We start from the raw sequence: 22,757 nt of genomic DNA on the forward strand, positions 1-22,757 counted from the left end.
TCCGAGGATGAGCTCAGGGCCGGACTGGACGAGTACCTGAAGGTTTACCTGGGCCACATTCCCCAGCGTGCGCTCGGCCACAAGACGCCGCGCGAGGCGATGCTCGACTGGTACCAGAAGAGCCCAGGACTCTTCCGTGCCGACCCACACAATCAACCGGGCCTTGACAGGTAGATCCTTCGGTCGCGCAAAAACCCCGCGCGACGGAGAGGGCGGGGCACGCTCCCTCAGGATGACGCCTGCGGGTTCATCGGAGAGAGACGGGGCGGGCCGTTTCTCGACACGCTCTCAGGATTACGCCTTGGGGGGGTGTGGAGGGTCAGCGGGGAATGTGGGGTGGCTGCTCAACACCGACGGCGGGAACCGAAAAGGCCGGCGGCTCCGAGGGGAGCCGCCGGCCTTGTCACATCCACCGGAAAGCGGTCAGCGGCAGAGGCTGCCGGCGCCGACGCTGGAGACCTGCATGGGCATGCCCGGGCGGCGAAGGTCGCGCCGGTAGTGCGTGCTGCTGATCATGGCCTTCTGCTGCATGGCCACGGCCTGCTGCCGCTGCTGAAAGCGCTGAAACGCCGGGTTGAAGCGGCTCACGCCGTCCGACATGGGGTCCACCGAGGCGAGACCGCCGCAGCCGACGGAAAATCCTGCGCATCCGGATGCACTCAGCGCCAGAACGAGCGCGAGGGCGGGGGCGAAACGGCGAGCACTCATGCGGACCTCCACATACTGCGGTGAACGGGACGGAACGGCGCGTCATCACACAACGCGCGAGGGCTACGCTTCCGGACGATCCGGGCGCGCCGGCACGTGCAGGTGGTGCTTGGAATCCTGCGGCAGGGCACGCAGATGGCGGAAAGGGATCTCCGGCAGCGGAAAGAAGTTATCCGCCATCTCGTGCAGCAGCGCCGGCTTTTCCCACGCGCCGTCCGCCAGCGCCAGTCGCCGCACCTGCTTGCTGATGGCCAGGTTGCGGTCGCCGATGGGGTCCAGCCCCGCCGCCAGCGCCTCGCCCCGCCGCGACAGGTAATCCACGATGTAGTCGAACGAGCGCTCCAGGTAGCCGTGAACCGCGGCGTCCGTCAGGTCCCAGCGCGAGCGCGACACCATGGTGCCGAACACGTTCTGCCACCGCTCGTTGTCCTGAAAGCGGATCATCCCCCGGAACAGGCGCCGGTTGGTGCGGAACGAGAACAGGGTGGAGCTCAGCACCTGGTCGAACAGTTCGTCCGCGGCCTCGTGGTCGTGCTCCATCACCACGTGGCGCGCAAGGCGGCGGTATCGCTCGTCCAGGTGCGTGTCCATCCGCGCTTCCCAGTACGAATGCCCAAGCCCCTTGGTGCTGGAGGTGAGCACCAGTTGCCGCGGGACGAACCAGTTGTGCGCGATGGTATCCGCCGCCAGGTGCGACAGGTAGCCCAGCCCCATGGCCTTGAGCCGGTCATTGGGCGCCGAATCGTGAATCTCTTCGCCGATGTGCCAGTGATGGCAGTGCCGTCCGGCGGGCACGTACTTCTTGGCCAGGCTGATGTCCGCCGCCAGTGAGCCGTACAGGAAGTCGTACGGGTACGCGGAGATGAGCGCGCGGATGCCGGCCGGAAGCAGGTGCAGCGAATCCAGCAGGGCCGAGCCCAGGTAGACGTGCGTCGCCGGCCCCCACGCCCACGCGGGGCGGGGGAGCAGCGCGACCGCCGCCACGGCGGCCAGCGCCGTCCACAACCAGCGGCGCTTCATCATCTCAGACGTCCCGCTCCGCCACGGCCGGCTCGGCGACCGCGTTGGTGCCCGGCGACTCGCCGTCCTGAATCAGCTGCAGCTCCTCGCGCGCTTCCTCGAGAATGCGGTTGACCTCCGCGCGGAACTCGGCCAGCAGCTCGCGGCCGGCGCGGATCGCCTCGTCCGTCTCCAGCGCGGGGGCGGCGGCGGGGCGAAGCTGGGCCGCGGCGCGCGTTCCGCCGGTCAGGTACTCTTCCGCGCCGCCCTCCAGGCGCACGGCGGCAATGCGGCTGCGGCGCCCGCGCTTGCCCTTTCTGGCGTGAGGCTTGAGCCGCTTGGCCAGCTTGCGCCGCGGGTTGGGCGCGTCGGGGCGCAGCAGGAGCACCGCGCCCACGCCCAGCACCGCGCCGATCGCGAACGCGGAAAGAAAATCAGAAGAATCGTGGCCGCCCATCGTGTGGTCCTCGAAGGGTCTCAGTCGTCCAGAAAGGTGCGCCGCGCCGGACGCGCGGGCTCCAGGTCGTCCGCGCCGCCGGCGGCGTCCCACTCTTCCGGGCCGCGCTGCATGCGTACGAAGCTGCCGGCTCCCGTCTGCACGCCCCGGACCGCGGAGGCGGTGCGGATGAAAAGCGTCTCCGCCTCCGCCTGCATCACGTCCAGCAGCGCGTGGATGTCGTTCAGCCGGCGCTCGGCGGATTCGGCGACGCGCTCCACCCGCTCGCTGGTTCCGCGCACCGTCTTGCCCACCGCTTCCACGTCCTGGCGCACCGCCGCGCTCAGGTAGCCGACGTTGGCGGCGGCGGCCTCGAGATGCTTGGTGACGGGCTTGAGGTCGCCCCGCATGCGGCGGATCATCCCCCGCACCTTGAGCGCCGCGGCGATGGCGGCCAGGCCGATGGCGATGAGCGCCAGCGCGATGACGATGGTGGCCACGTCGGCCAGAATGCGGACGACGTGCTCAAAGCCGCCCGGGGCGGCCTGAATCAGCAGAAGCGGTGGGTGGATCAACGGACTCGGCGGTACGGGATGCGGGTCATTCGAACAGGTCAAGCCCCAGCGTGCGGCCGCCCAGCTTGGGAACGATGCGCGGCGCCCTGCGGCTCGCCGCGCCGGCCCGGAAGCGGCGGGTGACCTCCGCCGCCACGTCCGCCGGCAGCGCGTCCAGCGCGCGCGGATCGCGGCTGTCCACGCGGGCGCGCAGGGCGGCGTCCAGCGCATCGATGCCGCCCGCCGCCCGCGCCAGGTCCTCCACCTCCGGAGAAAGCGCGGGCTCCGCGCCCAGCGCGGCCACGTCGCCGGCCCACAGGTCGCCCAGCACGAGCAGCGGCTCCGGCGGAAGTTCTCCGCCCAGCAGCAGCTCCGTCTTGTTGGCCGGATGGGCCGCGAGCGCATCCGCGGAAAGCCGCGCACGCATGCGCAGCAGTTCGCGGACGACCGTCTCCCGGGGCAGGCCGGCGAACATCGGCAAGAGCGGTTCCACCTCCGCCGGGTCGGCGGCCAGCCGGACGACGCCGTCCGCCAGCACTCCACCCAGGATGCGCGCGGCGAGGTCCGCCTGCGCGCCGCCGTCGTCCAGCAGCACGATGCGGGACAGGCCTCGGTCCGTGAGCGCCTGCCGTGCGACGGCGCCGATCACCGCCGCGACGCGCGCGAAGGCGGGCGAGCTCGACGGCAGTCCGTCCCCCTCACGGAAGTCGGGCGGGGAGGACGACGGATCCTGGTAGCCGACGAATCCGCTCATCGCGCGTCCAGGATGCGGGCCAGTTCGCGGGCGACCAGGCGCGGATCGTCGTCGCGGGCGTGTGCGTACGGCCGGCGCGAGGCGGCGACGGCGTCCAGCGACAGATCCGCCGTGATCGCGTCCTCGCCCCCGTCGCTGGCCCGCGCGAGGAGGGCGCCGTCCGGGCCGATGATCATCGATCCCCCCGCGAACACGAGCCCGCCCTCCACCCCGGCGCGGTTGGCGAGCGCCACGTAGGCGCCGTACGCGATGGCCGCGGCGCGGGCCAGGTGCTCCCACGCATCCCACGAGGCGTAACGCCCGCCCGCCGGCCCGCCGGCCATCGCGCCGCGTCCGGCGGCGGCGGACTGCACCACGATCAGGTGCGCGCCCTGCGAGGCCAGCAGCCAGGCGAGCGCGGGGTGCCACAGGTCCTCGCACACCAGCAGCCCCATCCGCCAGCCGCCACCCGCGCCATACGCCCGCACCCGGTCGCCCGCGCCGAAGTACCGTCCCTCATCGAACAGGCCGTACGTGGGCAGGTAGACCTTCTGGTGGCGATGGAGGACGCGGCCGCCGCGCAGGTGAAGCGCCGCGTTGCGAGGAACAAAAGAGGCGTCGTGCTCGATGGCGCCGGCGATGACGTCCGGCCCGGTGGCGAGCCCCGCGAAGGGCGCGTCGCTTTCCGCCACCGCCAGGGAATGGACGGCGTCGCGCACGTCGTAGCCGGTGACGGAAAGCTCCGGCGTGACCAGCAGGTGCACGCCGTCCTCCGTGGCGCGGGCCTGCGCGGCGGCGATGCGCGCCAGGTTGGCGGCGGGGTCGGCGAGCACCGTGTCCATCTGCTCCACGCGAAGCCGCAGCGTTGCGCCGAAGCCGGCGGAATCCGTCATCCGCCGGCCAGTTCCGGCTTCAGGCCGATGACGCGCGTGACGGGAATGGTGAAGGCGATCCCGGTCGCCGGCTGGTCCAGGCTGCCGCACACCTCCTGCAGCAGGGCAAAGGCGCGCTCCACCTTGCGTTCGTCGTCGATGACGCTGAACACCGTCTGGTTGCGCGGGCGGGCGCGCGCGAACGCGGCCAGCCCGGCAAAGATGGGCACCTCGGTGGAAAGCAGCCGCCCCATCCCCTCGGACCCCACGACGGTGGCGCCGGTGATCCCGATTTCCAGGAATCCCGACAACACCTCTTCCACCTTTTCTTCCTGGTTGATGACGGCGATCAACAGCTGCACGGCATGCTCCTGCGGGCGGTGTGGACGGCCGGTCGGGGGCGCATTGTACGCGCGGCGCGGAAGAGGTGTCAAGCAACCGCGCGGAGTGCGCGCCGCCCCGGCGCCTCGCACGATCCTTGCGCTCCGGCCGTGCGCATCACGACCAGAGTGACGCGGCCGCCCGGAGACGGGTGGGGGCCGCGTCGTTCCCCACATTCGGACCTCGGGAGACCGCGAGTGCCCAAGTTCATCGTCCATGGCGGCAAGCGCCTGCAGGGGACCGTCGTTCCCAACGGCAACAAGAACGCGGCGCTGCCCATGCTGGCGGCCACCCTCCTGACGGACGAAGACGTATTCCTGGAAAACGTCCCGCGCATCAAGGACGTCCTCACCCTGATCGAGCTGCTGAAGGTGCTGGGCGCCGAGGCGGAGTGGACCGGCCCCAACGAGGTCCGCGTGCGCGCCGCCAACATCGGCGGCACGCAGCTGGACGCGGGGGCCGCGTCGCGCATCCGCGCCAGCATTCTGCTCGCCGGGCCCATGCTGGCCCGCGCCGGCGGAATGCAGTTGCCCCCTCCGGGCGGCGACGTCATCGGCCGCCGCCGGGTGGACACGCACTTCTTCGCCCTGCAGAAGCTGGGTGCACGCGTCATCGAGGAAAACGGCATCTGGCGCCTGCAGTCCGACGGGCTGAAGGGCGCCAACATGTTCCTTGACGAGCCGAGCGTGACCGGGACGGAGAACGCCGTCATGGCCGCGTCCATGGCGGAGGGTGAGACGGTGATCCGCAACGCCGCCGCCGAGCCGCACGTCCAGGACCTGTGCCACATGCTGGTCAAGATGGGGTGCCAGATCGAGGGCATCGGCACGGGCACGCTGCGCATTCAGGGCAAGAAGCGGCTGAGCGGCTGCCGCACGCGCATCACGGCGGACCACATCGAGGTGGGCTCCTTCATCGGCCTGGCGGCGGTGACCAAGAGCGAGATCACCATCAAGGACGCCGCGGTGGAGCACCTGGACAGCACGCTGATCGGCTTCGGCCGGCTGGGGCTGAACGTGGAAGTGCGCGGCGACGACCTGTTCATTCCCGGTGGGCAGGATCCGGAAGTGATCCTGGACATGGGCGGCCACATTCCCAAGGTGGACGACGGCCCGTGGCCCGCGTTCCCCGCGGACCTCACGTCCATCGCGCTGGTGACCGCCACGCAGGTGCGCGGAACCATTCTGGTGCACGAAAAGATGTTCGAGTCGCGGATGTTCTTTGCCGACAAGCTGGTGGGCATGGGCGCGCGGCTGGTGCTGTGCGACCCGCACCGCGTGCTGGTGATCGGGCCCAGCCAGCTGCACGGCGCGATCGTGGAAAGCCCCGACATCCGCGCCGGAATGGCGCTGCTGATCGCCGCGCTGGGCGCGGAGGGACGCAGCGAGATCTTCAACACCGGCCAGATCGAGCGCGGCTACGAGCGCATCGACGAGCGGCTGCAGGCGCTGGGCGCGGACATCCGCCGCGCCGACTCGCGCGGTGAGGCCGAGGACGCCAGCGACGCCACCCATCGTCTGGCCATGAAGCAGGCCGACGCCGAGCGCGAGGTGCGGGGATGAGCGACGACGGCCGCCGCCGCCCCGGCATCGGTGAGGGAATCCGCTCGGGGATCGGGGTTCTGACCGCCTTCAAGGAGGCGCTGGAAGAAACCATTCGCGAGGCCGGCGAGCGAGGCGACCTGAAGCCGGAGCGCGCGCGCGAGTTCCTGAACGACGCGCTGGGCAAGGCGCAGGAAAGCGTGAGCGACGTGCGCGAGCGGCTGGACTTTGTGCCGCGGCGCGAGTTCGAGGAGCTTCGCGCGGAGGTCGCGGAGCTTCGGCGGCGGCTGGACGGCGGGACGGACGATCCGGCGGCGACGCTGGCTCTTCCCCCGCTGGACCACCGCACCGGCGGCGAGGGCCCGACTGAAGCAAGGATGCCGTAGGTGGCTGGCGGAGCGCGGCAGATTACGGAAGTGCTCGCGGAGGGTGAAGTTCCACTCTGGGTTCACCCGGAGTGGCGCGAGCGCTTTCCCTGGCTGGTGCAGGGAACCACGGGGCGCGGGCGGGAAGACGAGCCGTTCGACCTCGGCCTGTCGGGTGCGCAGCCGGTGGGGCAGGCGGTGGACCGCTGGCGGCGCCTGCGCGCGGCCAGCGGGCTGGACGTGGTGGCGCACTCGCGGCAGGTGCACGCGGCGGATCTGTGGATTCACCGCGAGGTGGGCGCGCCGGGGATTCAGGTGATGGACGGCTTTGACGGCCACATCACCGACCGCCGCGGGCTGCTGATCACCGTGGGCGTGGCGGACTGCGTTCCCGTTTCCGTCATCGATCCGGCCACCTCCGTCGTGGCGATGCTGCACGCGGGGTGGCGGGGAACGGCGGCCGGCATCGTGGAGCGCGCCATCCACCGCATGGTGGAAAGCTGGCAGGCGGCGCCGGAGGGGATGCACGTGCACTGCGGCCCGGCGATCTGCGGCGAGTGCTACGAGGTGGGGCCGGAGGTGCACGAGGCGGTGAACCCCGGGTTTCCCGTTCCGGAAGGGCGCGCCAACATCGACGTCCGCGCGTCCATCGTGCGGCGGGTAATGGAGTTGGGCGTGCCTGCGGAGAACGTCACCGTTTCCACGCACTGCACCCGGTGCGGCGAGCCGGACTTCTTTTCGCACCGCGGCGGGTCCAAGGCGCGGCAGATGGGGGTTCTGGGGATGGTGGAGCGGCGGTAAGCCGCTGTATTCGTCCGCTACGATGAAGGCCGCTGTCGCGATCGCGACGGCGGCCTGTTTCGTCTCTCGGCGGTCCGCGGTTCCGGGGGATGGATGGAAAGGCGACGCGGGCGGACGCCGGTGTGATGCGCGGAGCTGGCCTGGCGGACAGCAGATCCTTCGGTCGCACGTGGTTCGGCGCCAGTGATGGGCGCGTCCGTGCTCCCTCAGGATGACTGGCTTGGGTGGATTCCTCGGCATCCGCTCAGGACCAGTGCGCGAGGGCGAAGTCGATGCATCGCGGGCGCGCCGCGGCGGCGCCGGATGCCATCCATTCGGGGCTTGTGGGGAAAAGCTCCATGGCGGGCGAGTAGACATCACCATTGGCAGCGGTGTCCGCGCGGTGCATCTTGGTAGCAGAAGACCATGATGATGCCAACTGCCCTCCGCCGCTTTCTCGCCCTGTTCGCGGGCGTGCTTCTTCTGCTCTCCGGAGCAGGAGAGGCTGGCGGCGCGCGTGCATGCCCGCACCACGACGGGATGGCCGCGGCGGCGCAGGCCGGCGGGCACGATCATCATGGCATGCATGGCGGCGGCGATTCCGCTCCCGCGGAACACGCGCCGTGCAACTGCGGGGGCCACTGCGCCACGCCCGCCGGGCCGGCGCTGCCGCCCGAACTCATCGCGCACGTGGAGGCGGTCACCGCCGCCGCGCCGCTCGTTCTGCGCACCGAGGCACAGGCGCGTCCCGCGCGCCAGATCGCTCATCTGCTCCCCTACGCTCAGGCTCCGCCCCGGGCCGGCTGATCTTGCCAGGCACAATTCGCTGGACTGATCCCGCGGTACGCCCGTTTGCGTGCCGCCAAGGCCGACTCTTGTCTGAATCCGAGGTGGAGTGTGTACTCCCTGAATCGCCATATCCGCGGGTGGATCGGCGCAGCCGCGCTGTTCCTGTCCGTTCCCGCCGCCGCGCAGCAGCCCGGCGCGCTTGAAGGCACCGTCGTGTCCGCCCGCGCCGAGCCCATTGGCGGCGCAACCGTTCGCGTGGCTGCGCGGACGGTCGTCACCGACGTGGCCGGCCGCTTCCGCATCTCCGGCATTCCGGCCGGCAATCACACCGTTTCCGCCATCCGCGTCGGTTACTCCGCCGCGACGCAGTCCGTGGACGTCGCCGCCGGGCAGACGGCCACCGTCCGCCTGACGCTCGCCGAGCAGAGCCTGATCATGGAGCAGGTGGTGGTGAGCGCCACCCGCGAGGTGCGCCGCATGGCCGAGACGCCGGCGACCGTGGGCGTCGTATCGGGCGACCAGCTTCGCGCCGCGCGCCCCGCGCACCCGTCCGAGGTGATGGGGAGCATACCCGGCGTGTGGGTGAGCGTCACCGGCGGGGAAGGGCACACCACCGCCATCCGCCAGCCCAAGACCACCAATCCCGTCTACCTGTTTCTGGAAGACGGCGTCCCCACGCGGTCCACGGGCTTCTTCAACCACAACGCGCTGTACGAGGTGAACGTCCCCGGCGCCGAGCGCATCGAGGTGCTCAAGGGACCCGCGACCGCGCTGTACGGCAGCGACGCCATCGGTGGCGTGATCAACGTGGAGACCCGTTCTCCTTCCGCCACGCCGGGAGCGGAGGCGTACGTGGAGGGCGGCGGATTCGGATGGAACCGATTCCTTGCCTCCGCCGGGGGAATGCGTGGGAATGACGGCATCCGCGCGGACCTGAACCTGACGCGCACCGACGGCTGGCGCGACGGCACGGCGTACGACCGCCAGAGCGGAACCGCGCGCTGGGACCGGCAGCTGGGCGGCGGGCAGTCGCTCAAGACCGTCGTCACCTACTCGCGCATCCAGCAGCAGACGGCGGGGTCGTCCTCCCTTACGGAAGCCGACTTCAACGGGCATCCCACGGCCAACTACACGCCGATCTCCTTTCGCGACGTGCAGGCGTTTCGCGCCAGCGCCGCGTACGAGCGCAGCGCCGGATCCACGCACTTCAGCCTGACTCCGTTCGTGCGGTGGAACACCATGGAACTGCTTCCCAACTGGGCGCTTTCCTACGATCCCACGGTGTACACCACCGGCCACCGCTCGCTCGGACTGCTGGCCCGCTACCGGCTGGACCTGGACCGACTGCGCACGCGGGTTATCGGCGGCGTGGACGTGGATGTGAGCCCGGGAAGCCGGCTGGAAGACAGCGTGGTCACCTCCGCGCAGGGCGGCTACTACCGCGACTACACGCGCGGCACGCGGCTGTACGACTACGACGTAACCTTTCGCGGCGTATCGCCTTATCTGCACACGGAGATCGCGCCCGTCGACGGGCTGCACGTGACGGCCGGGCTGCGCGCGGACTTCGTGGGCTTCGACTACGACGACCGGCTGGGCGTGCTGCAGACTGGAAAGCACCGTCGGCCGGAGGACGCTGAGGTGCGCTACCGGCACCTGAGCCCCAAGCTGGGCGCCACGTACGAATTCGGACGCGCGCTGAACGTGTTCGCCTCGCACGCGCACGGCTTCCGCGCACCGTCGGAGGGACAGCTTTTCCGCCAGGGACAGGCAGAGAACACGCTGGGGCTGGATCCGGTGCGGGCCAACAGCTACGAGACCGGCGCGCGCGGCGAACTGCTGGGCCGCTTCTCGTACGAGGTGTCCACATATCGCATGGAGGTGACGGATGACATCCTCACCTTTACCGACCCGTCCGACGGAAGTCGCGAAACGAGCAACGCGGGTCGCACGCTGCACCGCGGCGTGGAAGTGGGCCTGGGTGCCGTGCTCCCCGCCGGCCTGCGCGCGGACCTGAGCTGGGCGCGCCAGCGGCACTCGTACGAGGAGTGGAGCCCGCGGCCAGACGTGGACTACGCGGGGAACGAGATGGAGTCCGCGCCGCGCACCCTGACCAGCGCGCGTCTGGGGTGGAAGCCGGAGTTCGGCGGCGTGTTCGGAGCGGAGTGGCAGCGCGTTGGCGCGTACTGGATGGACGCGGCCAACACGCAGCGGTACGACGGGTACTCGCTCGTCAACCTGCGGGCGGATGTGCCGGTGACGCGCGGCCTGTCGGTGGTGGGGCGGATGAACAACGCGCTGGACCGGCGCTACGCAGAAACCGCCACCTTCGCCTCCGCGCAGCGCGGGGTGGAACTGGCGCCGGGAATGCCGCGCACGCTGTACCTGGGCGTGCAGTACCGCTGGGAGGGCGCCCGATGAACCGCCTTGCGATGACGGCGCTGGCCGCCGTGATCCTCGCCGTTCCCGCCATCGCCGTGGCGCGGGACAGCCGCTCCGCGCACCTGTCGATGACAGATCCGGGCGTGGCCGCGACCGGCGCCGCCGGTAATCCCACTGCCGCCGTGGATGCACGCGGCGAGGCGGGATACGTGGCGTGGATCGATGGAGACGGTGCGCAGAACGTGTTTCTGGCCCGCGTGGACGCGCAGGGGCGGCCGGGCGAACCCGTCCGCGTGAACGATCGCGACGGGGACGCGGCGCCGCACGAGCAGGCGCCCGCGCAGGTGGCGGTGGGGAGCGACGGCGCGGTGTACGTGCTGTGGCAGAACAACCGCGAGATTCCCGGGCGGCGCTTTCCCGCCAGTGACCTCCGCTTTGCGCGCAGCACGGACGGGGGCCGCACCTTCAGCCCCGCGGTGACGGTGAACGACGACCGGGATGGGCGGCCGTCGTCGCACACCTTTCACGACCTGACCGTTGGCGCGGATGGAACGGTGTGGGTGTCGTGGATCGACTCGCGCGTCCGCGACTCGGCCCGCGCCGCCCGTCCGCACGGCGCTGCGGCCCCGGACGCCGCAGCGCCGTCCATGGCGTCATCCTCGAAGCCGATGGGCGGGAAGGGCGCGGGAGGGCATTCGATGGGTGGCCACGGCGGGGGAGCCAATCCGGCGGACGATGATCTGCCCACGTCGGAGATCCGCATCGCGCGCTCCACGGACGGCGGGCGGACGTTTGGCGCCAGCCGCGTGGTGGACGCGGGAGCCTGCCCCTGCTGCCGCACGTCGATGGCGGTGGCGCCCGACGGCACGGTGTACGTGGCGTGGCGCAAGGAGTACGCGGGCGACGTGCGCGACGTGGTGATCGCGTCGCTCAAGCCGGGCGCGGACGCCTTCACCCCGCCCGTGCGCGTGCACGAGGACGCGTGGGTGTTCCCGGCCTGCCCGCACGCGGGGCCGTCCGTGGCCGTGGATGCGGGCGGGCGCCTGCATGTCGGGTGGTACACCGGGCGCGAGGGCCGGCAGGGGCTGTGGTACGCGTCGGCGGTGGATGGCGGAAAGACGTACTCCGCCCCGGTGTCGCTGGCAGCGAACGTTCCGCCGTCGCGGGTGGAGCTGGCGGCGCAGGGCGAGTCGGTGCTGGCCGCGTGGGACGCGGGCGGGCGTCCGGCCTCGGTGCAGGTGGCGCGCATCGACGAGTCCGGACGGATCGCGCGGTTCCGCACGGTGCCCGGCCGCATGCCGGCGCTGGACGCCAGCGGGGAGGCGGCCGTGCTCGCCTGGCACGATCACTCCACCATTCGGCTGGCGCGGCTGGAGAGCCGTGGGTCGGTGCTGGGCGGTTGGTGAGGTAAGGCGAGGGACGGCTCTGGTACGAGGGGCGGAGTTCGCGGGCGGCCCCCACCCGGGCTCGTACTACTCGCCCACCCTCCCCCAAAAAAGACTGGGGGAGGGTTGGGGGCGGCGGCGGGTTCGGTGTGTGGGGCGGAGATGGTCGCGTGAGCGGGCCCTGTGAGCGGATGAATCCGCCGCTCAAACTTCGCAAAGCCCCGACACCGGCCGCTGGCGCGTCTGGTTCGGGGCTTCAACTGCATCTGGGAGCCGGTGCGTCGTTTTCAAGCCCAGTCTGCGGAGGTGGAACCGGGTGTGTTTCGAGGCGCGATTTTCAACCGCCGGGCGATTTCGGCCGAGCCGAACCGCCACCTGCCACCCGCCACGGCGGTGAGGTCTCCCTTTCTCCCGCGGAGCGGGGGAGAGGGGACCCTTCCGCGCATCGGCACTATCCGGATCGAGCTGAGTCGCCGTTCTCCCCTCTCCCGCGCTTCTGCTTGGGCCGGGAGGGGATCGGGGCGGGGCCCGGGGGCATAGGCGCGAACTTAAGCCATATCGAGCCCTCTTAGCCTCGTATTTTTACATTCACGGTGGCGCAAAGCTGGCGAAATCTGGTCGAATTAGCCGTCGCGAATAGGCTTTGCAAAATAAAGTTGACGCCTATGGGGGCCGGGGGAGGGGCCCACACGGCCCGCCGCCGCGCGGAAACCATCACGTCCACATCTACCTTGTCGAACCGTTCCGCCGTGGCGCGGCGGCCCGCCGAACCAGAGTTTCTCGATCGATCACCGCCGCGGGAATCCGCCGGGCCGGCGTCCCGTCCACCCCGCGCCCCGCTGTTCGGCTCCCGTACGGTCCCGCGCCTTGCCTGACGCTCGCTCAGCGCCTATATTCCATCGTGTATCCGAGTCTGGCGAGCGCCCCGCGGCGTATCGCGCGGCGAAGTGGGGTGCGGTTGGCCCTGCTTTTTTTATTGCCCCAATTCGCGGAATCGGCACGGCGTGGCGGACGAAACTCTCTCCCGGGAACTGGAACCCCGCGTGGAAGCGCTGGGATTCGAACTGGTGGAACTGGAGCAGGCGGGGAGCAAGCAGCGCCCCATTCTGCGCCTGTCCATCGACCGGCCCGACAGCAAGGCGGGCGAACCCGGCGTGAGCCTGGAAGACTGCACCGTGGTCAGCCGGGCGCTGGAGCCCTGGCTTGACCAGCGCGAAGGCCTTTCCGACCGCTACGTCCTGGAAGTGTCGTCGCCCGGCGTGGAGCGCCCCCTGGTGCGCCCCCGCGACTGGGAGCGGTTCGCCGGCGCGGTGATCACCGTGCGCGGCCGCGACACGCTGGCCGGACGCGCCCGCCGCCTCGAAGGCACCCTGCTGGGACTTCGCGGCGAGAACCAGGACACCGTCGCGCTGCGAATCGGCGACGAAGACGTGGAAATCCCGCTGGGCGACATCGAACGGGGCAACCTGGTCTACCGGTGGGAGCGCGGCCAGAAGCGCTGATCCGGCGCCCGCGCCCCCGTGACTGAATAAGGACCTGACGGCCATGAACAACGCAACGCAGGTGCTCGCGGCCTTCCGCGAGATGACGGCGAACAAGTCGATCTCGCGCGACGAGCTGTACGACCTGATCAAGGACGGCATTCTTGCCGCCCTCGCCAAGCGCTACGGCCCCAACGTGGAGGCCGAGATCGAGGTGGACGAGGCGACCGGCAAGATCGGCATCACCGTCCTCAAGGAAGTGGTGGCCGAGGTGCAGGACTCCTCGCGCGAGATTCTGCTGGAAGAAGCGCGCTGGGACGACCCCGAGTTCGAAGTCGGCGACATCCTGGAAGTTCCCGTGGAGTTCGCCCAGTTCGGGCGCAACGCGGTGATGGCCGCCAAGCAGCGCATTCTGCAGCGCGTGCGCGAGGGCGAGCGCCAGAAGATCCGCGACGAATACGAGCACCGCGTGGGCGAGCTGCTGTCCGGCGAAGTGCAGCAGGTGGAGCGCGGCAAGCTGGTGCTGCTGCTGAACCGCAGCCGCGACGCCGACGCCATCATCCCCTGGAAGGAGCAGAACCCCCGCGAGCGCGCCCGCCAGGGCGAGCCGATCCGGGCCGTGCTCAAGAAGGTGGAAGAAACGCCCAAGGGCCCGCGCCTGATTCTGTCGCGCGCCGACCCGCTGTTCGTGGCCGCGCTGTTCAAGCTGGAAGTGCCCGAGATTCAGCAGGGGATCGTTGAAATCCGCGGCTCCGCCCGCGAAGTGGGCTTCCGCAGCAAGATCGCGGTGAGCTCGCGCGACGAAAGCATCGATCCCGTGGGCGCCTGCGTGGGGCTCAAGGGCTCGCGCGTGCGCGCCGTGGTGCAGGAACTGGGCGGCGAGCGCATCGACATCGTGCCCTGGCACCCGGATCCGGAGATCTACGCCAAGCGCGCGCTGGCCCCGGCCCGCGTCAGCAAGGTCATCAGCGACTACGACGCGCGGACGATGACGGCCATCGTGGACGAAGACCAGCTTTCGCTGGCCATCGGCCGCAACGGACAGAACGTGCGCCTGGCCTCGCAGCTGATCGGCTGGCAGATCGACCTGTTCGGCTCGCGCGAGTGGCTGGAGCGCGGGGCTGAAAGCGGCCTGTTCGGCGCGGGCGCGGCCGAGGGGGAGTACGAGGAAACCGACTTCCCGCTGGGCGACCTGGACCTTACGCCGGCCACCGTGGCCGCGCTGCAGGCCTCGGGGTACAACACCTTCTTTGACGTCATCAACCTGGAGCGCGAAGATTTTCTGCGCATTCCGGGAATCGCCGCCGCCGAGGCCGACCAGCTGGTCTCGGAAATCGAGCGTCTGTCGGTGGTGGATGAAGACGGCGGCGGGTACGACGCCGCGCAGGACGGGGACGGCGATGCGTATGACGCCGCTCCTGGCGGAGAAGGTGTGGGTGAGGACGGGGACGCGGCGGGCGCCGCGGACTTGACTTCGGACGCCGACGCGGAGAATTTGCGCGATTCCGAATGAGCCCACGAACGCGTCCGGAGCCTTTCCGGCTCCGGCGCGCGCACTGCTGAACATGCTCGGGCTGGCTGCCCGGGCGCGCAAGGTGGTGTACGGAACCGACATGGCCCGGTCGGCCGCGCGCGACGGCACCCTTGCCGCCGCGCTGGTGGCCGCCGACGCCTCGCCCACGCAGAGCCGCAAGCTGGTCCCGCTGCTGGAAGCCCGCGGGGTTCCCTTTGCCGTCTGCCTTTCTCGTGCCGAGCTCGGCGCCGCCATGGGGCGGGGTCCGGTTTCGGCTGTTGGATTTACCGACCCAAGTTTCGCGCGCCGCGCCCTCGAACTGGCGCACGCGCCACCGGCGCAGGACCGAGCAGGAGGAGAGCCGTACTGATGCGAGTCTTTGAAGTGGCCAAGGAGCTGGACGTTCCGGCTGAGGCCTTGGTGCACCTCCTCCGGGAGATGGACGTCCCCGTCCGCAGCCACATGAGCGACCTTACGGACGAGCATGTGGCGCGCCTGCGCACCGTCGTGGAGCGCGAACGCCGGCATGGCCACGTGATCGGAGCCGCGGCGGCCGCCGCCGCGGAGACCGCCGCGGCCGCCGACGCTTCGGCCAACAGCCGCCGCCGCCGCCGCAAGCGCGAGGACATGCCGGAAGGCGAGTCCGAGGGCGCCGAGGCTTCGGGCGAATCCGAGCAGCCGCAGGCCGCCGTGGCGGAAGCCGCCACCCCGGTGGCCGCCGCGCAGACGGACGTGTCCGCCGGCCCCGCGCCGGAGCAGACGCCCGACCGCGCCGACACCACCGCGTCGCCCATGGCCGACGCCGCCGACGCGATGGCCGCCGAGGCCGCCGAGCGCGGCGCCGATCTGGTGACCACGGGCGGGCAGCCGCCCAAGAACGTGGTCGTGGTCGTGGAGTCCAGCGAGGCGAACGACGTGCAGGCCGCGCAGCCTGCGGACCGCCCGGCGCCGTCCCCGGCGGACCGGCCCGCGCCGGCCCGCCCCGTGGAGGCGCGTCCCACCCCGGCGGCTCCGCCCGCCGCGGCGGAGCGCCCCGCCACGGACCGTCCGGCTCCGGCCGGCCCGCGCCGCGACGACCTGCGCCCGGCCGCTTCGGCGCGCCCGGGCCCCATCTCCGCCCGTCCCGGCGGCGGCCCGGTGAACCCGCCGCGCCCGGCCGATCCGCGCCAGAGCAGCGGCCCGGTGCCGCCGCGTCCCGCGGACCCGCGCCAGAGCAGCGGTCCTCCCCGTCCGGCCGGACAGGGACAGGGCGGCCAGGGTGGCCAGGGCACGCAGCAGCCCCCGCGTCCCGCCGCGCCGCAGGGCGGGCAGCAGGGTGGACCGCAGCGCCCCGGCGGCGACCGCCGTCCGGCGCCGCCCCCGTCGGTGCGCCCCGGCCAGCCGGCCGGACCGCGTCCCGCCCGTCCCGAAGGCCAGGGTGCGCCCCCGGCCGGCGCGCCCCCGGCGCGTCCGCAGGAGTTCGTTCCGCGCAGTGCGCGCAGCATGGCGCCGCCCCTGCCGCCCGCACGCACGCAGTCGTTCGGCGGACGCCCCGGTGACGGCGGCGGCCCCATCAACAACGGCGGCGGCTCGTCCGGCGGCGGTGGCGGGGGTGGAAACCGCCCCGCGGGCGCCGCGGCCGGCGGCAACGCCGGCGCAGGGCCCAAGAAGGACCGCAAGAAGGGGAAAAAGGGCCGCGGCTCCGTAGACCAGGGAGCGGTGGACGACAACTTCCGGAAGACGATGGCCGCGATGGAGAGCGGCGGCAAGAAGAAGCGCCGCTCGCCCCGCGACCAGGGCCCGTCGCAGCACGAGCGCCGCGAGGAAGAGATCCGGCAGCGCCGCACCGAGGAAGCCACCCAGGTACGGGTGAACGAGTTCCTCACCGTGGCGGAGCTGGCGGAGCTGATCGACGTGCCGGCCAACCAGCTGATCGGTTCGGCGTTCAAGAACCTGGGGCTGATGGTCACCATCAACCAGCGCCTTGACTTCGACCAGATCGAGCTGCTGCTGGACGAATTCGGCTTCGAGGCGGTTCGCGAAGAAGAGTACGGCGCCGACATGGAAGAGGCCGTGGAAGCGGACCTCGAGGCGGACCTGCAGACGCGTCCGCCGGTCGTGACCGTCATGGGCCACGTGGACCACGGCAAGACCTCGCTGCTGGACTACATCCGCAAGACCAACGTCATCGCGGGCGAGTCCGGCGGCATTACGCAGCACATTGGCGCGTACCATGTGGAGCTTCCGGGCGGGCGCAGCATCGCCTTCCTGGACACCCCCGGCCACGCGGCCTTCACGGCCATGCGTGCCCGCGGCGCCGAAGTCACGGACGTCGTCATCCTCGTGGTGGCGGCCGACGACTCGGTGATGCCTCAGACCATCGAGGCCATCAGCCACGCCCGCAACGCCGGCGTGCCCATCGTGGTCGCGGTGAACAAGGTGGACCTTCCGGACGCCAATCCGATGAAGGTCAAGCAGGACCTGCTGCAGCACGGCATCGTGCTGGAAGACTTCGGCGGCGACGTGATGAGCGCCGACGTGTCGGCCAAGCGCGGGCTGGGGATGGACGAACTGCTGGAAAAGGTGCTGCTGCAGTCCGACATCCTGGAGCTGCGCGCCAACCCCGACCGCGAGGCGGTGGGCACGGTGATCGAAGCCCAGCTGGACGTGGGCAAGGGCCCCGTGGCCACCGTGCTGGTGACCAACGGAACCCTGCGCGTGGGCGACCACGTGGTGTGCGGCATGTACAGCGGCCGCATCCGCGCCATGCTGGACGAGCGCAACCGTCCGGTAGCCAAGGCCGGTCCGGCCACCCCGGTCCAGATCCTGGGCCTGCCGGGCGTGCCCGGCGCGGGCGACCAGCTGATCGCCATGCCGGCGGACCGCGCGGCGGAAATCGCGCAGACCCGCCAGCGGCTGGAGCGTGAGAAGCGCATGCGGATCAAGAGCCGCGGCGTGAAGCTGACGGACCTGTCCAAGATGCTGGCCCGCGGCGAGCAGGCGCAGCTGAACCTGGTGATCAAGGGCGACGTGGACGGTTCCGTCCAGGCGCTCTCCGACGCCCTGGAGCAGCTGTCCACCGGCGAAGTCCGGGTGCAGGTCATCCACCGCGGAGTGGGCGCCATCAACGAGAGCGACGTGCTGCTGGCGTCGACTTCGACGGCCATCGTCATCGGCTTCCACGTGCGCCCCACGGGCGAAGCGCGGACCGTGGCGGAGCGCGAGGACGTGGACATCCGCCTGTACAACATCATCTACGAGGCGGTGGAGGAAGTCCGCTCGGCGATGGAGGGGCTGCTGTCTCCGGAAGAGCGCGAGGTCATGCTGGGCACGGCGGAGGTCCGCCAGCTCTTCAAGGTGCCGCGCGTGGGCACGGTGGCCGGCTGCATGGTCACCAGCGGCGTGCTGGACCGGCGCGGCAAGATCCGGGTGGTGCGCGACGCCGTCCAGGTGTACGAGGGCGAGCTGGAAAGCCTCAAGCGCTTCAAGGACGACGCCCGCGAGGTGCGCGAAGGCTTCGAGTGCGGTCTGAACATCCGCAACTTCAACGACATCAAGATTGGTGACGTGCTGGAGTGCTACCGCGTGGAGGAGATCGCGCGCACCCTGGCCGGCGCGGCCGCGGCTTCGGCCGCCGCCGCGGCGGACAAGGCCGCGGAGAAGGCGGCCGACAAGGCGCGCGACCGGGCCTGATCCGCGGATGGTGGTGGGCGTGGTGGTGTGGGAGCTTCACATCCCCGGGTGCGCGTCCCTCAAGGACAAGCGCGCGGTGGTAAAGAGCCTCAAGGATCGCCTCCACGCCCGGTTCAACGTTTCCGCCGCGGAAACGGCGCACCAGGATCTGCTGCAGCGGGCTGAACTGTCGGTGGCCGTGGTTGCCACGGACCGCCGACAGGCCCAGTCGGTTCTTTCCTCCGCCGACGGCATGGTGGAGGGCCGGGCGCGGATCATCGATTCGTACACGACGTTCTACTAGACGGCGGGGAGAGAAGGGGACGGGGCGGGGGCTGGGCGGCAACGGCTTTGCTGTTGATGGCCGGCTCCCGGGCACCGCGTCCCGGCCTCCCCGCCTTTTTTTCTTTTGCCAGGCAGCACGAACATGCCCAAGTTCAGGCGGACGGACCGCATCAACGAGCAGCTCAAGCAGGAAATCAGCATCCTGGTGCGCGACGAGGTGCGCGACCCGCGCGTGGGGCTGGCCACCATCACGGCGGTGCAGACCTCGCCGGAGCTGGACCACGCCAAGGTGTACTTCACCGCGCTGGGCGAGGAGGACGAGCGGCAGGAGATCCTCGTGGGGCTGCGCAGCGCGTCGCCCTTCATCCGCCACGAACTGGGCAAGCGGCTGCACATGCGCCGCATCCCGGAACTGCACTTCGAGCTGGACCGCGTGCTGGCCGAGGCCATGCGCATCGAACTCCTCCTGGCCCACGCCCGGGCGACGATGGGCACGGAGGAAACGGTGGAAGGCGCGATTCCGGACGAGGATGCGCCGGATTTCGACCTGGTGGAAGGCGCTCTGCCGGTTGATGGCGATTCGTCGGCGGGTGCGGATCGGCCGGCGAACGGTGCTGAGTCCGATGACACGGATGCCGCCATCGACGGTGACGCGCGTTCCAGCGGCGACTCCACGGAAGCGGTCACGGATGAGGCGGATACCGCGGATGAGCGCCGGGACGGAACCGCGTGACGGCTATCCCGCTCAACGGGGTGCTCGCGCTGGACAAGCCGGTGGGGCCGACATCGCATGACGCGGTGGCGGCCGTCCGGCGTGCCCTGCATACGCGTGCTGTCGGCCACACGGGAACGCTGGACCCGTTCGCCAGCGGGCTGCTGCTCGTCTGCGTCGGTCCCGCCACGCGGCTGGCGGAGTACATCACGCCCCTCCCCAAGACGTACGTGGCCACCATCCGCCTGGGTGCGGCCACGGACACGGACGACCACACGGGGACGGTCATCTCCAAGTCCGACGCGTGGCGCGAACTGTCCGCCGAGGCGGTGGAGCAGGCGCTGGCTGTGCAGGTGGGGACGACCGAGCAGGTGCCGCCCGCGTACTCCGCCAAGAAGGTGGATGGCGAGCGGATGTACGCCGTGGCGCGGCGGGGCGGGGAGGTGGAGCGCAAGCCGGTGACGGTGACGATCCACGCCATCCGCGTGCTGTCGATGGAGCTGCCCGACGTCGTCGTGGAGGTCGAGTGCGGAAGCGGGACGTACATCCGCGCCATCGCGCGGGACGCGGGCGAGGCGCTGGGCGTGGGCGGGCACCTGACCACGCTCCGCCGCACGCGCATCGGCCCGCACGACGTCGATCGCGCGGTGACGATGGATGGGCTGGGCGACGAGGCGGCGGCGGTGGCGGCCATCATTCCCCCCGCGGAATCCGTCTCGCACCTGGCCCGCGTGGAGGTGGATGAGCACGGGCGCGCGGAGCTCGGCTTCGGGCGCGCGGTGGATGGAGGGGCAGAGCTGGCGGAGGGAACGGCGGTGGCGCTGGTGGACCAGTCGACGGGCGCGCTGCTGGCCATCGGCACCGCGGCGGGCGGGCGGGTGAGGCCCCGCAAAGTGCTGGCGGGAGGATGACGCTGATGGACGCCGATCCGGCCGCGTTCGCCATCGACCCCGCGCTCGCGCCGCCGCTGCCGCGCGACGGGCGCCCCGCCGTGGTCACCGTCGGCACGTTCGACGGCGTGCACCGCGGGCACTGGGAGGTGCTGCAGGAGATTCGCCGGCGCGCGGAAGCGGTGGGCGGGCGCAGCATCCTGGTGACCTTTCATCCCCACCCCCTGCGCGTCGTGCGCCCGGAGCACGCGCCGCCCATGCTGACCACGCTGGCGGAAAAGCGCGAGATCCTGGCCGAATCGGGGCTGGAGTACGTGGTGTACCTCCCCTTCACGCGGACGCTGCAGCACTATCCCGCGCACCGCTTTGTGCACGAGATCCTGATCGGGCGCATCGGGATGAAGGAGCTGGTGATCGGCTACGACCACGGCTTTGGCCGGGACCGCGAGGGCGGGGTGCAGACGCTGCGGGAAATCGGCCGGGAAGCCGGCTTTGCGGTGGACGTGGTGGACGCGTTCCACAGCAGCGGCGAGGCGATCTCGTCCAGCCGCATCCGCCGCCTGCTGGCGGAGGGCGACGTGGCCGCCGCGGGCGCGCTTCTCGGCCGTCCCTACTCCATGTCGGGCGTGGTGGTCACGGGGGAGCGGAAGGGGCGCGAACTGGGCTTTCCGACAGCGAACATCCAGGTGGACGACCCGGAAAAGATGCTCCCCGCGGAAGGCGTGTACGCGGCGTACGGCTGGGTGCGCGGACAGCGCGTTCCCGGGCTGCTGCACCTGGGCCCGCGGCCGACCTTTCCCGGCTTCGGGCCCACGATCGAGCTGTATCTGATGGACTGGTCGGGCGACCTGTACGGCGAGCGGATGCGGGTGGACGTGGTGGAGCACATCCGCTCGATTCAGCCGTTTACGTCCGTCGAAGCGCTGATCGAGGCGATGCACGGCGACGAGCGCACCGGCCGCGGCATGCTGGGCCTGCCGCCGCGGGCGCGCTGATGCCGCACGACGGCCTGTTCAGCTGGGGGCTGGCGCTCAAGGCAGGCGCCGCGCTGATGGTGCTGATGCTGGTGATTACGCTGAGCGTGCTGCGCGGCCGCGCCCACATCCGGCAGGAGTTGGACGAGGACGACGAACTGCGCTGAGCCCGTCAGCCGCCGGCGTGGCGGCGCTGGGCGGCCCGGATGATCTCGGGGGAAAAGCCGAACTCGGCAAGCTGCTCGCAACTCCACCCCGACTGCAGCATGGCATCGGCCTCGGCGTGAATCCACGCATCGAAGTCCTCGTCCTCGCGCGCGTCCGAGGTCACCTTGGCGGCCACCTGGGAGTCGTGCGCGGAGATTTCGGCGGCGGCGCGGCGGCTTTCGCGGCGGATCATGGTGGCCTGGAACCCCTCGCGCAGCGCCTCGAGCCGCGCCACCCGGTCCGCGGAGCGCTCGATGCGCCGCATGGACTGCGCGGTTCCGTCATGGGGGAGGCCGGCGATGTCGTCGTCTTCCAGGTCGCGCGGATGAGCGTGCATGCGACATCCCGTGGAGCGGGTCGGGAAGGGGCGAGCCGGATGACCGAACCCCGGTACCGATCCAGCCGTCGCCGCGGCCGGCATCGTACACGGAGTGCCTGCGCAAGACGCGCTCCTCAATCCAGAGAACCTGCCGTCCCGCAAGCACTTCGACGCCTGCCCGGCTGGGTGCGCGGGGGGCGAAACCTTGCGTGCGTGGCCTGCGGGATGGATGCCGGGCGGCTTGAATCCATTGCCCGCCGGGGCACGTGAGAAGAAGCGGAGGGTGCCGGACCTACCCGGCGGCGATCCGCTGCAGCGCACGGTCCAGCACCTCACTGGTGAACCCGGAGTCCAGCAGTTGGGCTTCCGTCCACCCATCGCGGAGCATGAACTCGGCTTCGTCGACGACCCATGAGTCGATGATGAGGCCTTCGCGCGCGGCCTCGGCCTGCTCGGCTTCGGTGCGGCGGTCCTGATCTTCCATTTCGCCCGCGGTGAGGCGGGCCTCACGCCGGATCACCCGCTCCTGATGCGCGACGCGAAACTCCTCCAGACGCGCGATGCACCTGGCTGAGCGCTGCAGGCGGTGAAGCGGGAAGGCGGACCCGGCCGGAAGGCGGTCGCCTGCTCCGGCTTCGTGGATGTGCTCGTGGGATGCGGGGCGATGGGGCTGGGTCACGTGAGGTCTCTTTCGATCTGGGAGGGCGATGGGGGGGGGGGGGGGGGCGGGGGGCGGCGCGGCGGCAGGGCGCGGGGGGCGGCGAGGCCGGCGAGGAGGGCGGGTGGGGGCGGGGGGGGGT

At 71.1% G+C, this 22,757-nt stretch carries 24 protein-coding genes; 15 read left to right on the forward strand and 9 right to left on the reverse strand.

What is annotated here, in order from left to right; genetic code table 11:
• Window positions 1-423: 423 nt before the first annotated feature.
• From HNQ61_RS27650 to HNQ61_RS27680, 7 genes are all read right to left on the reverse strand, one after another.
• The gene (locus tag HNQ61_RS27650; RefSeq protein ID WP_170036341.1) at window positions 424-708 is read right to left on the reverse strand and encodes a hypothetical protein; all 285 of its coding nucleotides are present in this window, start codon (window positions 706-708) and stop codon (window positions 424-426) included.
• 63 nt (window positions 709-771) lie between these two features.
• Window positions 772-1,731 (reverse strand): zinc dependent phospholipase C family protein, encoded by a 960-nt coding sequence (locus HNQ61_RS27655; RefSeq protein WP_170036343.1) that lies wholly within the window; start codon window positions 1,729-1,731, stop codon window positions 772-774.
• Between the two features lies 1 nt (window position 1,732).
• Entirely contained in the window at window positions 1,733-2,164 is a 432-nt protein-coding gene (locus HNQ61_RS27660) for a hypothetical protein (RefSeq protein WP_170036345.1), read from the reverse strand.
• A 20-nt stretch (window positions 2,165-2,184) separates the two neighbouring features.
• Complete coding sequence (locus HNQ61_RS27665) at window positions 2,185-2,718, reverse strand: hypothetical protein (RefSeq protein WP_170036347.1); 534 nt, start codon at window positions 2,716-2,718, stop codon at window positions 2,185-2,187.
• A 25-nt stretch (window positions 2,719-2,743) separates the two neighbouring features.
• Entirely contained in the window at window positions 2,744-3,451 is a 708-nt protein-coding gene (locus HNQ61_RS27670; RefSeq protein ID WP_170036349.1) for a hypothetical protein, read from the reverse strand.
• Entirely contained in the window at window positions 3,448-4,323 is an 876-nt protein-coding gene (locus HNQ61_RS27675) for a nitrilase-related carbon-nitrogen hydrolase (protein WP_170036351.1), read from the reverse strand. The genes HNQ61_RS27670 and HNQ61_RS27675 overlap by 4 nt, the downstream gene beginning before the upstream one ends.
• Window positions 4,320-4,664: a P-II family nitrogen regulator gene (locus HNQ61_RS27680; protein WP_170036353.1), complete on the reverse strand. Its 345-nt coding sequence runs from the start codon at window positions 4,662-4,664 to the stop codon at window positions 4,320-4,322. The genes HNQ61_RS27675 and HNQ61_RS27680 overlap by 4 nt, the downstream gene beginning before the upstream one ends.
• A 216-nt stretch (window positions 4,665-4,880) precedes the next feature.
• Between HNQ61_RS27680 and murA the strand changes: the two genes are divergently transcribed.
• The 15 genes from murA to HNQ61_RS27755 all read left to right on the forward strand — a co-directional run bounded on the left by murA (window position 4,881) and on the right by HNQ61_RS27755 (window position 21,598).
• Window positions 4,881-6,245 (forward strand): UDP-N-acetylglucosamine 1-carboxyvinyltransferase, encoded by a 1,365-nt coding sequence (gene murA, locus HNQ61_RS27685; protein WP_205761811.1) that lies wholly within the window; start codon window positions 4,881-4,883, stop codon window positions 6,243-6,245.
• Entirely contained in the window at window positions 6,242-6,610 is a 369-nt protein-coding gene (locus tag HNQ61_RS27690) for a hypothetical protein (RefSeq protein ID WP_170036357.1), read from the forward strand. Before murA ends, HNQ61_RS27690 begins: the two co-directional genes overlap by 4 nt.
• Window positions 6,611-7,390, forward strand: a complete 780-nt coding sequence (locus HNQ61_RS27695; protein WP_170036359.1) for a laccase domain-containing protein — start codon at window positions 6,611-6,613, stop codon at window positions 7,388-7,390.
• Between the two features lie 405 nt (window positions 7,391-7,795).
• A complete protein-coding gene (locus tag HNQ61_RS27700; RefSeq protein ID WP_170036361.1) occupies window positions 7,796-8,176 on the forward strand; it encodes a hypothetical protein in 381 nt (126 codons plus the stop codon).
• A 90-nt stretch (window positions 8,177-8,266) separates the two neighbouring features.
• Window positions 8,267-10,579, forward strand: coding sequence for a TonB-dependent receptor domain-containing protein (locus HNQ61_RS27705; RefSeq protein WP_170036363.1), 2,313 nt, complete (start codon window positions 8,267-8,269; stop codon window positions 10,577-10,579).
• The gene (locus tag HNQ61_RS27710) at window positions 10,576-11,946 is read left to right on the forward strand and encodes a sialidase family protein (protein ID WP_170036365.1); all 1,371 of its coding nucleotides are present in this window, start codon (window positions 10,576-10,578) and stop codon (window positions 11,944-11,946) included. The genes HNQ61_RS27705 and HNQ61_RS27710 overlap by 4 nt, the downstream gene beginning before the upstream one ends.
• A gap of 983 nt (window positions 11,947-12,929) precedes the next feature.
• Window positions 12,930-13,427 carry a ribosome maturation factor RimP gene (locus tag HNQ61_RS27715; RefSeq protein ID WP_170036367.1) on the forward strand — a complete coding sequence of 166 codons (498 nt, stop codon included), beginning with the start codon at window positions 12,930-12,932 and terminating at the stop codon, window positions 13,425-13,427.
• Window positions 13,428-13,470: 43 nt separating this feature from the next.
• Window positions 13,471-14,919: a transcription termination factor NusA gene (nusA, locus tag HNQ61_RS27720; RefSeq protein WP_170036369.1), complete on the forward strand. Its 1,449-nt coding sequence runs from the start codon at window positions 13,471-13,473 to the stop codon at window positions 14,917-14,919.
• Window positions 14,920-14,971: 52 nt separating this feature from the next.
• The gene (locus HNQ61_RS27725) at window positions 14,972-15,289 is read left to right on the forward strand and encodes a L7Ae/L30e/S12e/Gadd45 family ribosomal protein (protein ID WP_170036372.1); all 318 of its coding nucleotides are present in this window, start codon (window positions 14,972-14,974) and stop codon (window positions 15,287-15,289) included.
• Window positions 15,289-18,591: a translation initiation factor IF-2 gene (infB, locus tag HNQ61_RS27730; protein WP_170036374.1), complete on the forward strand. Its 3,303-nt coding sequence runs from the start codon at window positions 15,289-15,291 to the stop codon at window positions 18,589-18,591. Before HNQ61_RS27725 ends, infB begins: the two co-directional genes overlap by 1 nt.
• Before the next feature lie 7 nt (window positions 18,592-18,598).
• The gene (locus HNQ61_RS27735) at window positions 18,599-18,874 is read left to right on the forward strand and encodes a DUF503 domain-containing protein (RefSeq protein WP_170036376.1); all 276 of its coding nucleotides are present in this window, start codon (window positions 18,599-18,601) and stop codon (window positions 18,872-18,874) included.
• A gap of 123 nt (window positions 18,875-18,997) precedes the next feature.
• On the forward strand, window positions 18,998-19,588 hold the full coding sequence (gene rbfA / locus HNQ61_RS27740; protein WP_170036378.1) for a 30S ribosome-binding factor RbfA: 591 nt from the start codon (window positions 18,998-19,000) through the stop codon (window positions 19,586-19,588).
• Window positions 19,585-20,478 carry a tRNA pseudouridine(55) synthase TruB gene (gene truB, locus HNQ61_RS27745; RefSeq protein WP_170036380.1) on the forward strand — a complete coding sequence of 298 codons (894 nt, stop codon included), beginning with the start codon at window positions 19,585-19,587 and terminating at the stop codon, window positions 20,476-20,478. The genes rbfA and truB overlap by 4 nt, the downstream gene beginning before the upstream one ends.
• A 5-nt stretch (window positions 20,479-20,483) precedes the next feature.
• Window positions 20,484-21,452 carry a bifunctional riboflavin kinase/FAD synthetase gene (locus HNQ61_RS27750; RefSeq protein ID WP_170036382.1) on the forward strand — a complete coding sequence of 323 codons (969 nt, stop codon included), beginning with the start codon at window positions 20,484-20,486 and terminating at the stop codon, window positions 21,450-21,452.
• The gene (locus tag HNQ61_RS27755) at window positions 21,452-21,598 is read left to right on the forward strand and encodes a hypothetical protein (RefSeq protein ID WP_170036384.1); all 147 of its coding nucleotides are present in this window, start codon (window positions 21,452-21,454) and stop codon (window positions 21,596-21,598) included. The genes HNQ61_RS27750 and HNQ61_RS27755 overlap by 1 nt, the downstream gene beginning before the upstream one ends.
• 5 nt (window positions 21,599-21,603) lie before the next feature.
• On the opposite strand, the gene HNQ61_RS27760 is transcribed toward HNQ61_RS27755, so the two are convergent.
• On the reverse strand, window positions 21,604-21,975 hold the full coding sequence (locus tag HNQ61_RS27760) for a hypothetical protein (protein WP_170036386.1): 372 nt from the start codon (window positions 21,973-21,975) through the stop codon (window positions 21,604-21,606).
• A 274-nt stretch (window positions 21,976-22,249) separates the two neighbouring features.
• Window positions 22,250-22,636 (reverse strand): hypothetical protein, encoded by a 387-nt coding sequence (locus tag HNQ61_RS27765; RefSeq protein WP_170036388.1) that lies wholly within the window; start codon window positions 22,634-22,636, stop codon window positions 22,250-22,252.
• Window positions 22,637-22,757 lie beyond the last annotated feature (121 nt).

Origin of the sequence: Longimicrobium terrae (genome assembly GCF_014202995.1) — a bacterium.
GTDB classification, from domain to species: domain Bacteria; phylum Gemmatimonadota; class Gemmatimonadetes; order Longimicrobiales; family Longimicrobiaceae; genus Longimicrobium; species Longimicrobium terrae.

Coding starts and splice junctions, on each gene's coding strand:
- HNQ61_RS27650 (WP_170036341.1), bottom strand. CDS start 708: ATGAGTGCTCGCCGTTTCGCCCCCGCCCTCGCGCTCGTTCTGGCGCTG.
- HNQ61_RS27655 (WP_170036343.1), bottom strand. CDS start 1,731: ATGATGAAGCGCCGCTGGTTGTGGACGGCGCTGGCCGCCGTGGCGGCG.
- HNQ61_RS27660 (WP_170036345.1), bottom strand. CDS start 2,164: ATGGGCGGCCACGATTCTTCTGATTTTCTTTCCGCGTTCGCGATCGGC.
- HNQ61_RS27670 (WP_170036349.1), bottom strand. CDS start 3,451: ATGAGCGGATTCGTCGGCTACCAGGATCCGTCGTCCTCCCCGCCCGAC.
- HNQ61_RS27675 (WP_170036351.1), bottom strand. CDS start 4,323: ATGACGGATTCCGCCGGCTTCGGCGCAACGCTGCGGCTTCGCGTGGAG.
- HNQ61_RS27690 (WP_170036357.1), top strand. CDS start 6,242: ATGAGCGACGACGGCCGCCGCCGCCCCGGCATCGGTGAGGGAATCCGC.
- HNQ61_RS27700 (WP_170036361.1), top strand. CDS start 7,796: ATGATGATGCCAACTGCCCTCCGCCGCTTTCTCGCCCTGTTCGCGGGC.
- HNQ61_RS27710 (WP_170036365.1), top strand. CDS start 10,576: ATGAACCGCCTTGCGATGACGGCGCTGGCCGCCGTGATCCTCGCCGTT.
- nusA (WP_170036369.1), top strand. CDS start 13,471: ATGAACAACGCAACGCAGGTGCTCGCGGCCTTCCGCGAGATGACGGCG.
- HNQ61_RS27725 (WP_170036372.1), top strand. CDS start 14,972: ATGCTCGGGCTGGCTGCCCGGGCGCGCAAGGTGGTGTACGGAACCGAC.
- infB (WP_170036374.1), top strand. CDS start 15,289: ATGCGAGTCTTTGAAGTGGCCAAGGAGCTGGACGTTCCGGCTGAGGCC.
- HNQ61_RS27735 (WP_170036376.1), top strand. CDS start 18,599: ATGGTGGTGGGCGTGGTGGTGTGGGAGCTTCACATCCCCGGGTGCGCG.
- rbfA (WP_170036378.1), top strand. CDS start 18,998: ATGCCCAAGTTCAGGCGGACGGACCGCATCAACGAGCAGCTCAAGCAG.
- HNQ61_RS27750 (WP_170036382.1), top strand. CDS start 20,484: ATGGACGCCGATCCGGCCGCGTTCGCCATCGACCCCGCGCTCGCGCCG.
- HNQ61_RS27755 (WP_170036384.1), top strand. CDS start 21,452: ATGCCGCACGACGGCCTGTTCAGCTGGGGGCTGGCGCTCAAGGCAGGC.
- HNQ61_RS27760 (WP_170036386.1), bottom strand. CDS start 21,975: ATGCACGCTCATCCGCGCGACCTGGAAGACGACGACATCGCCGGCCTC.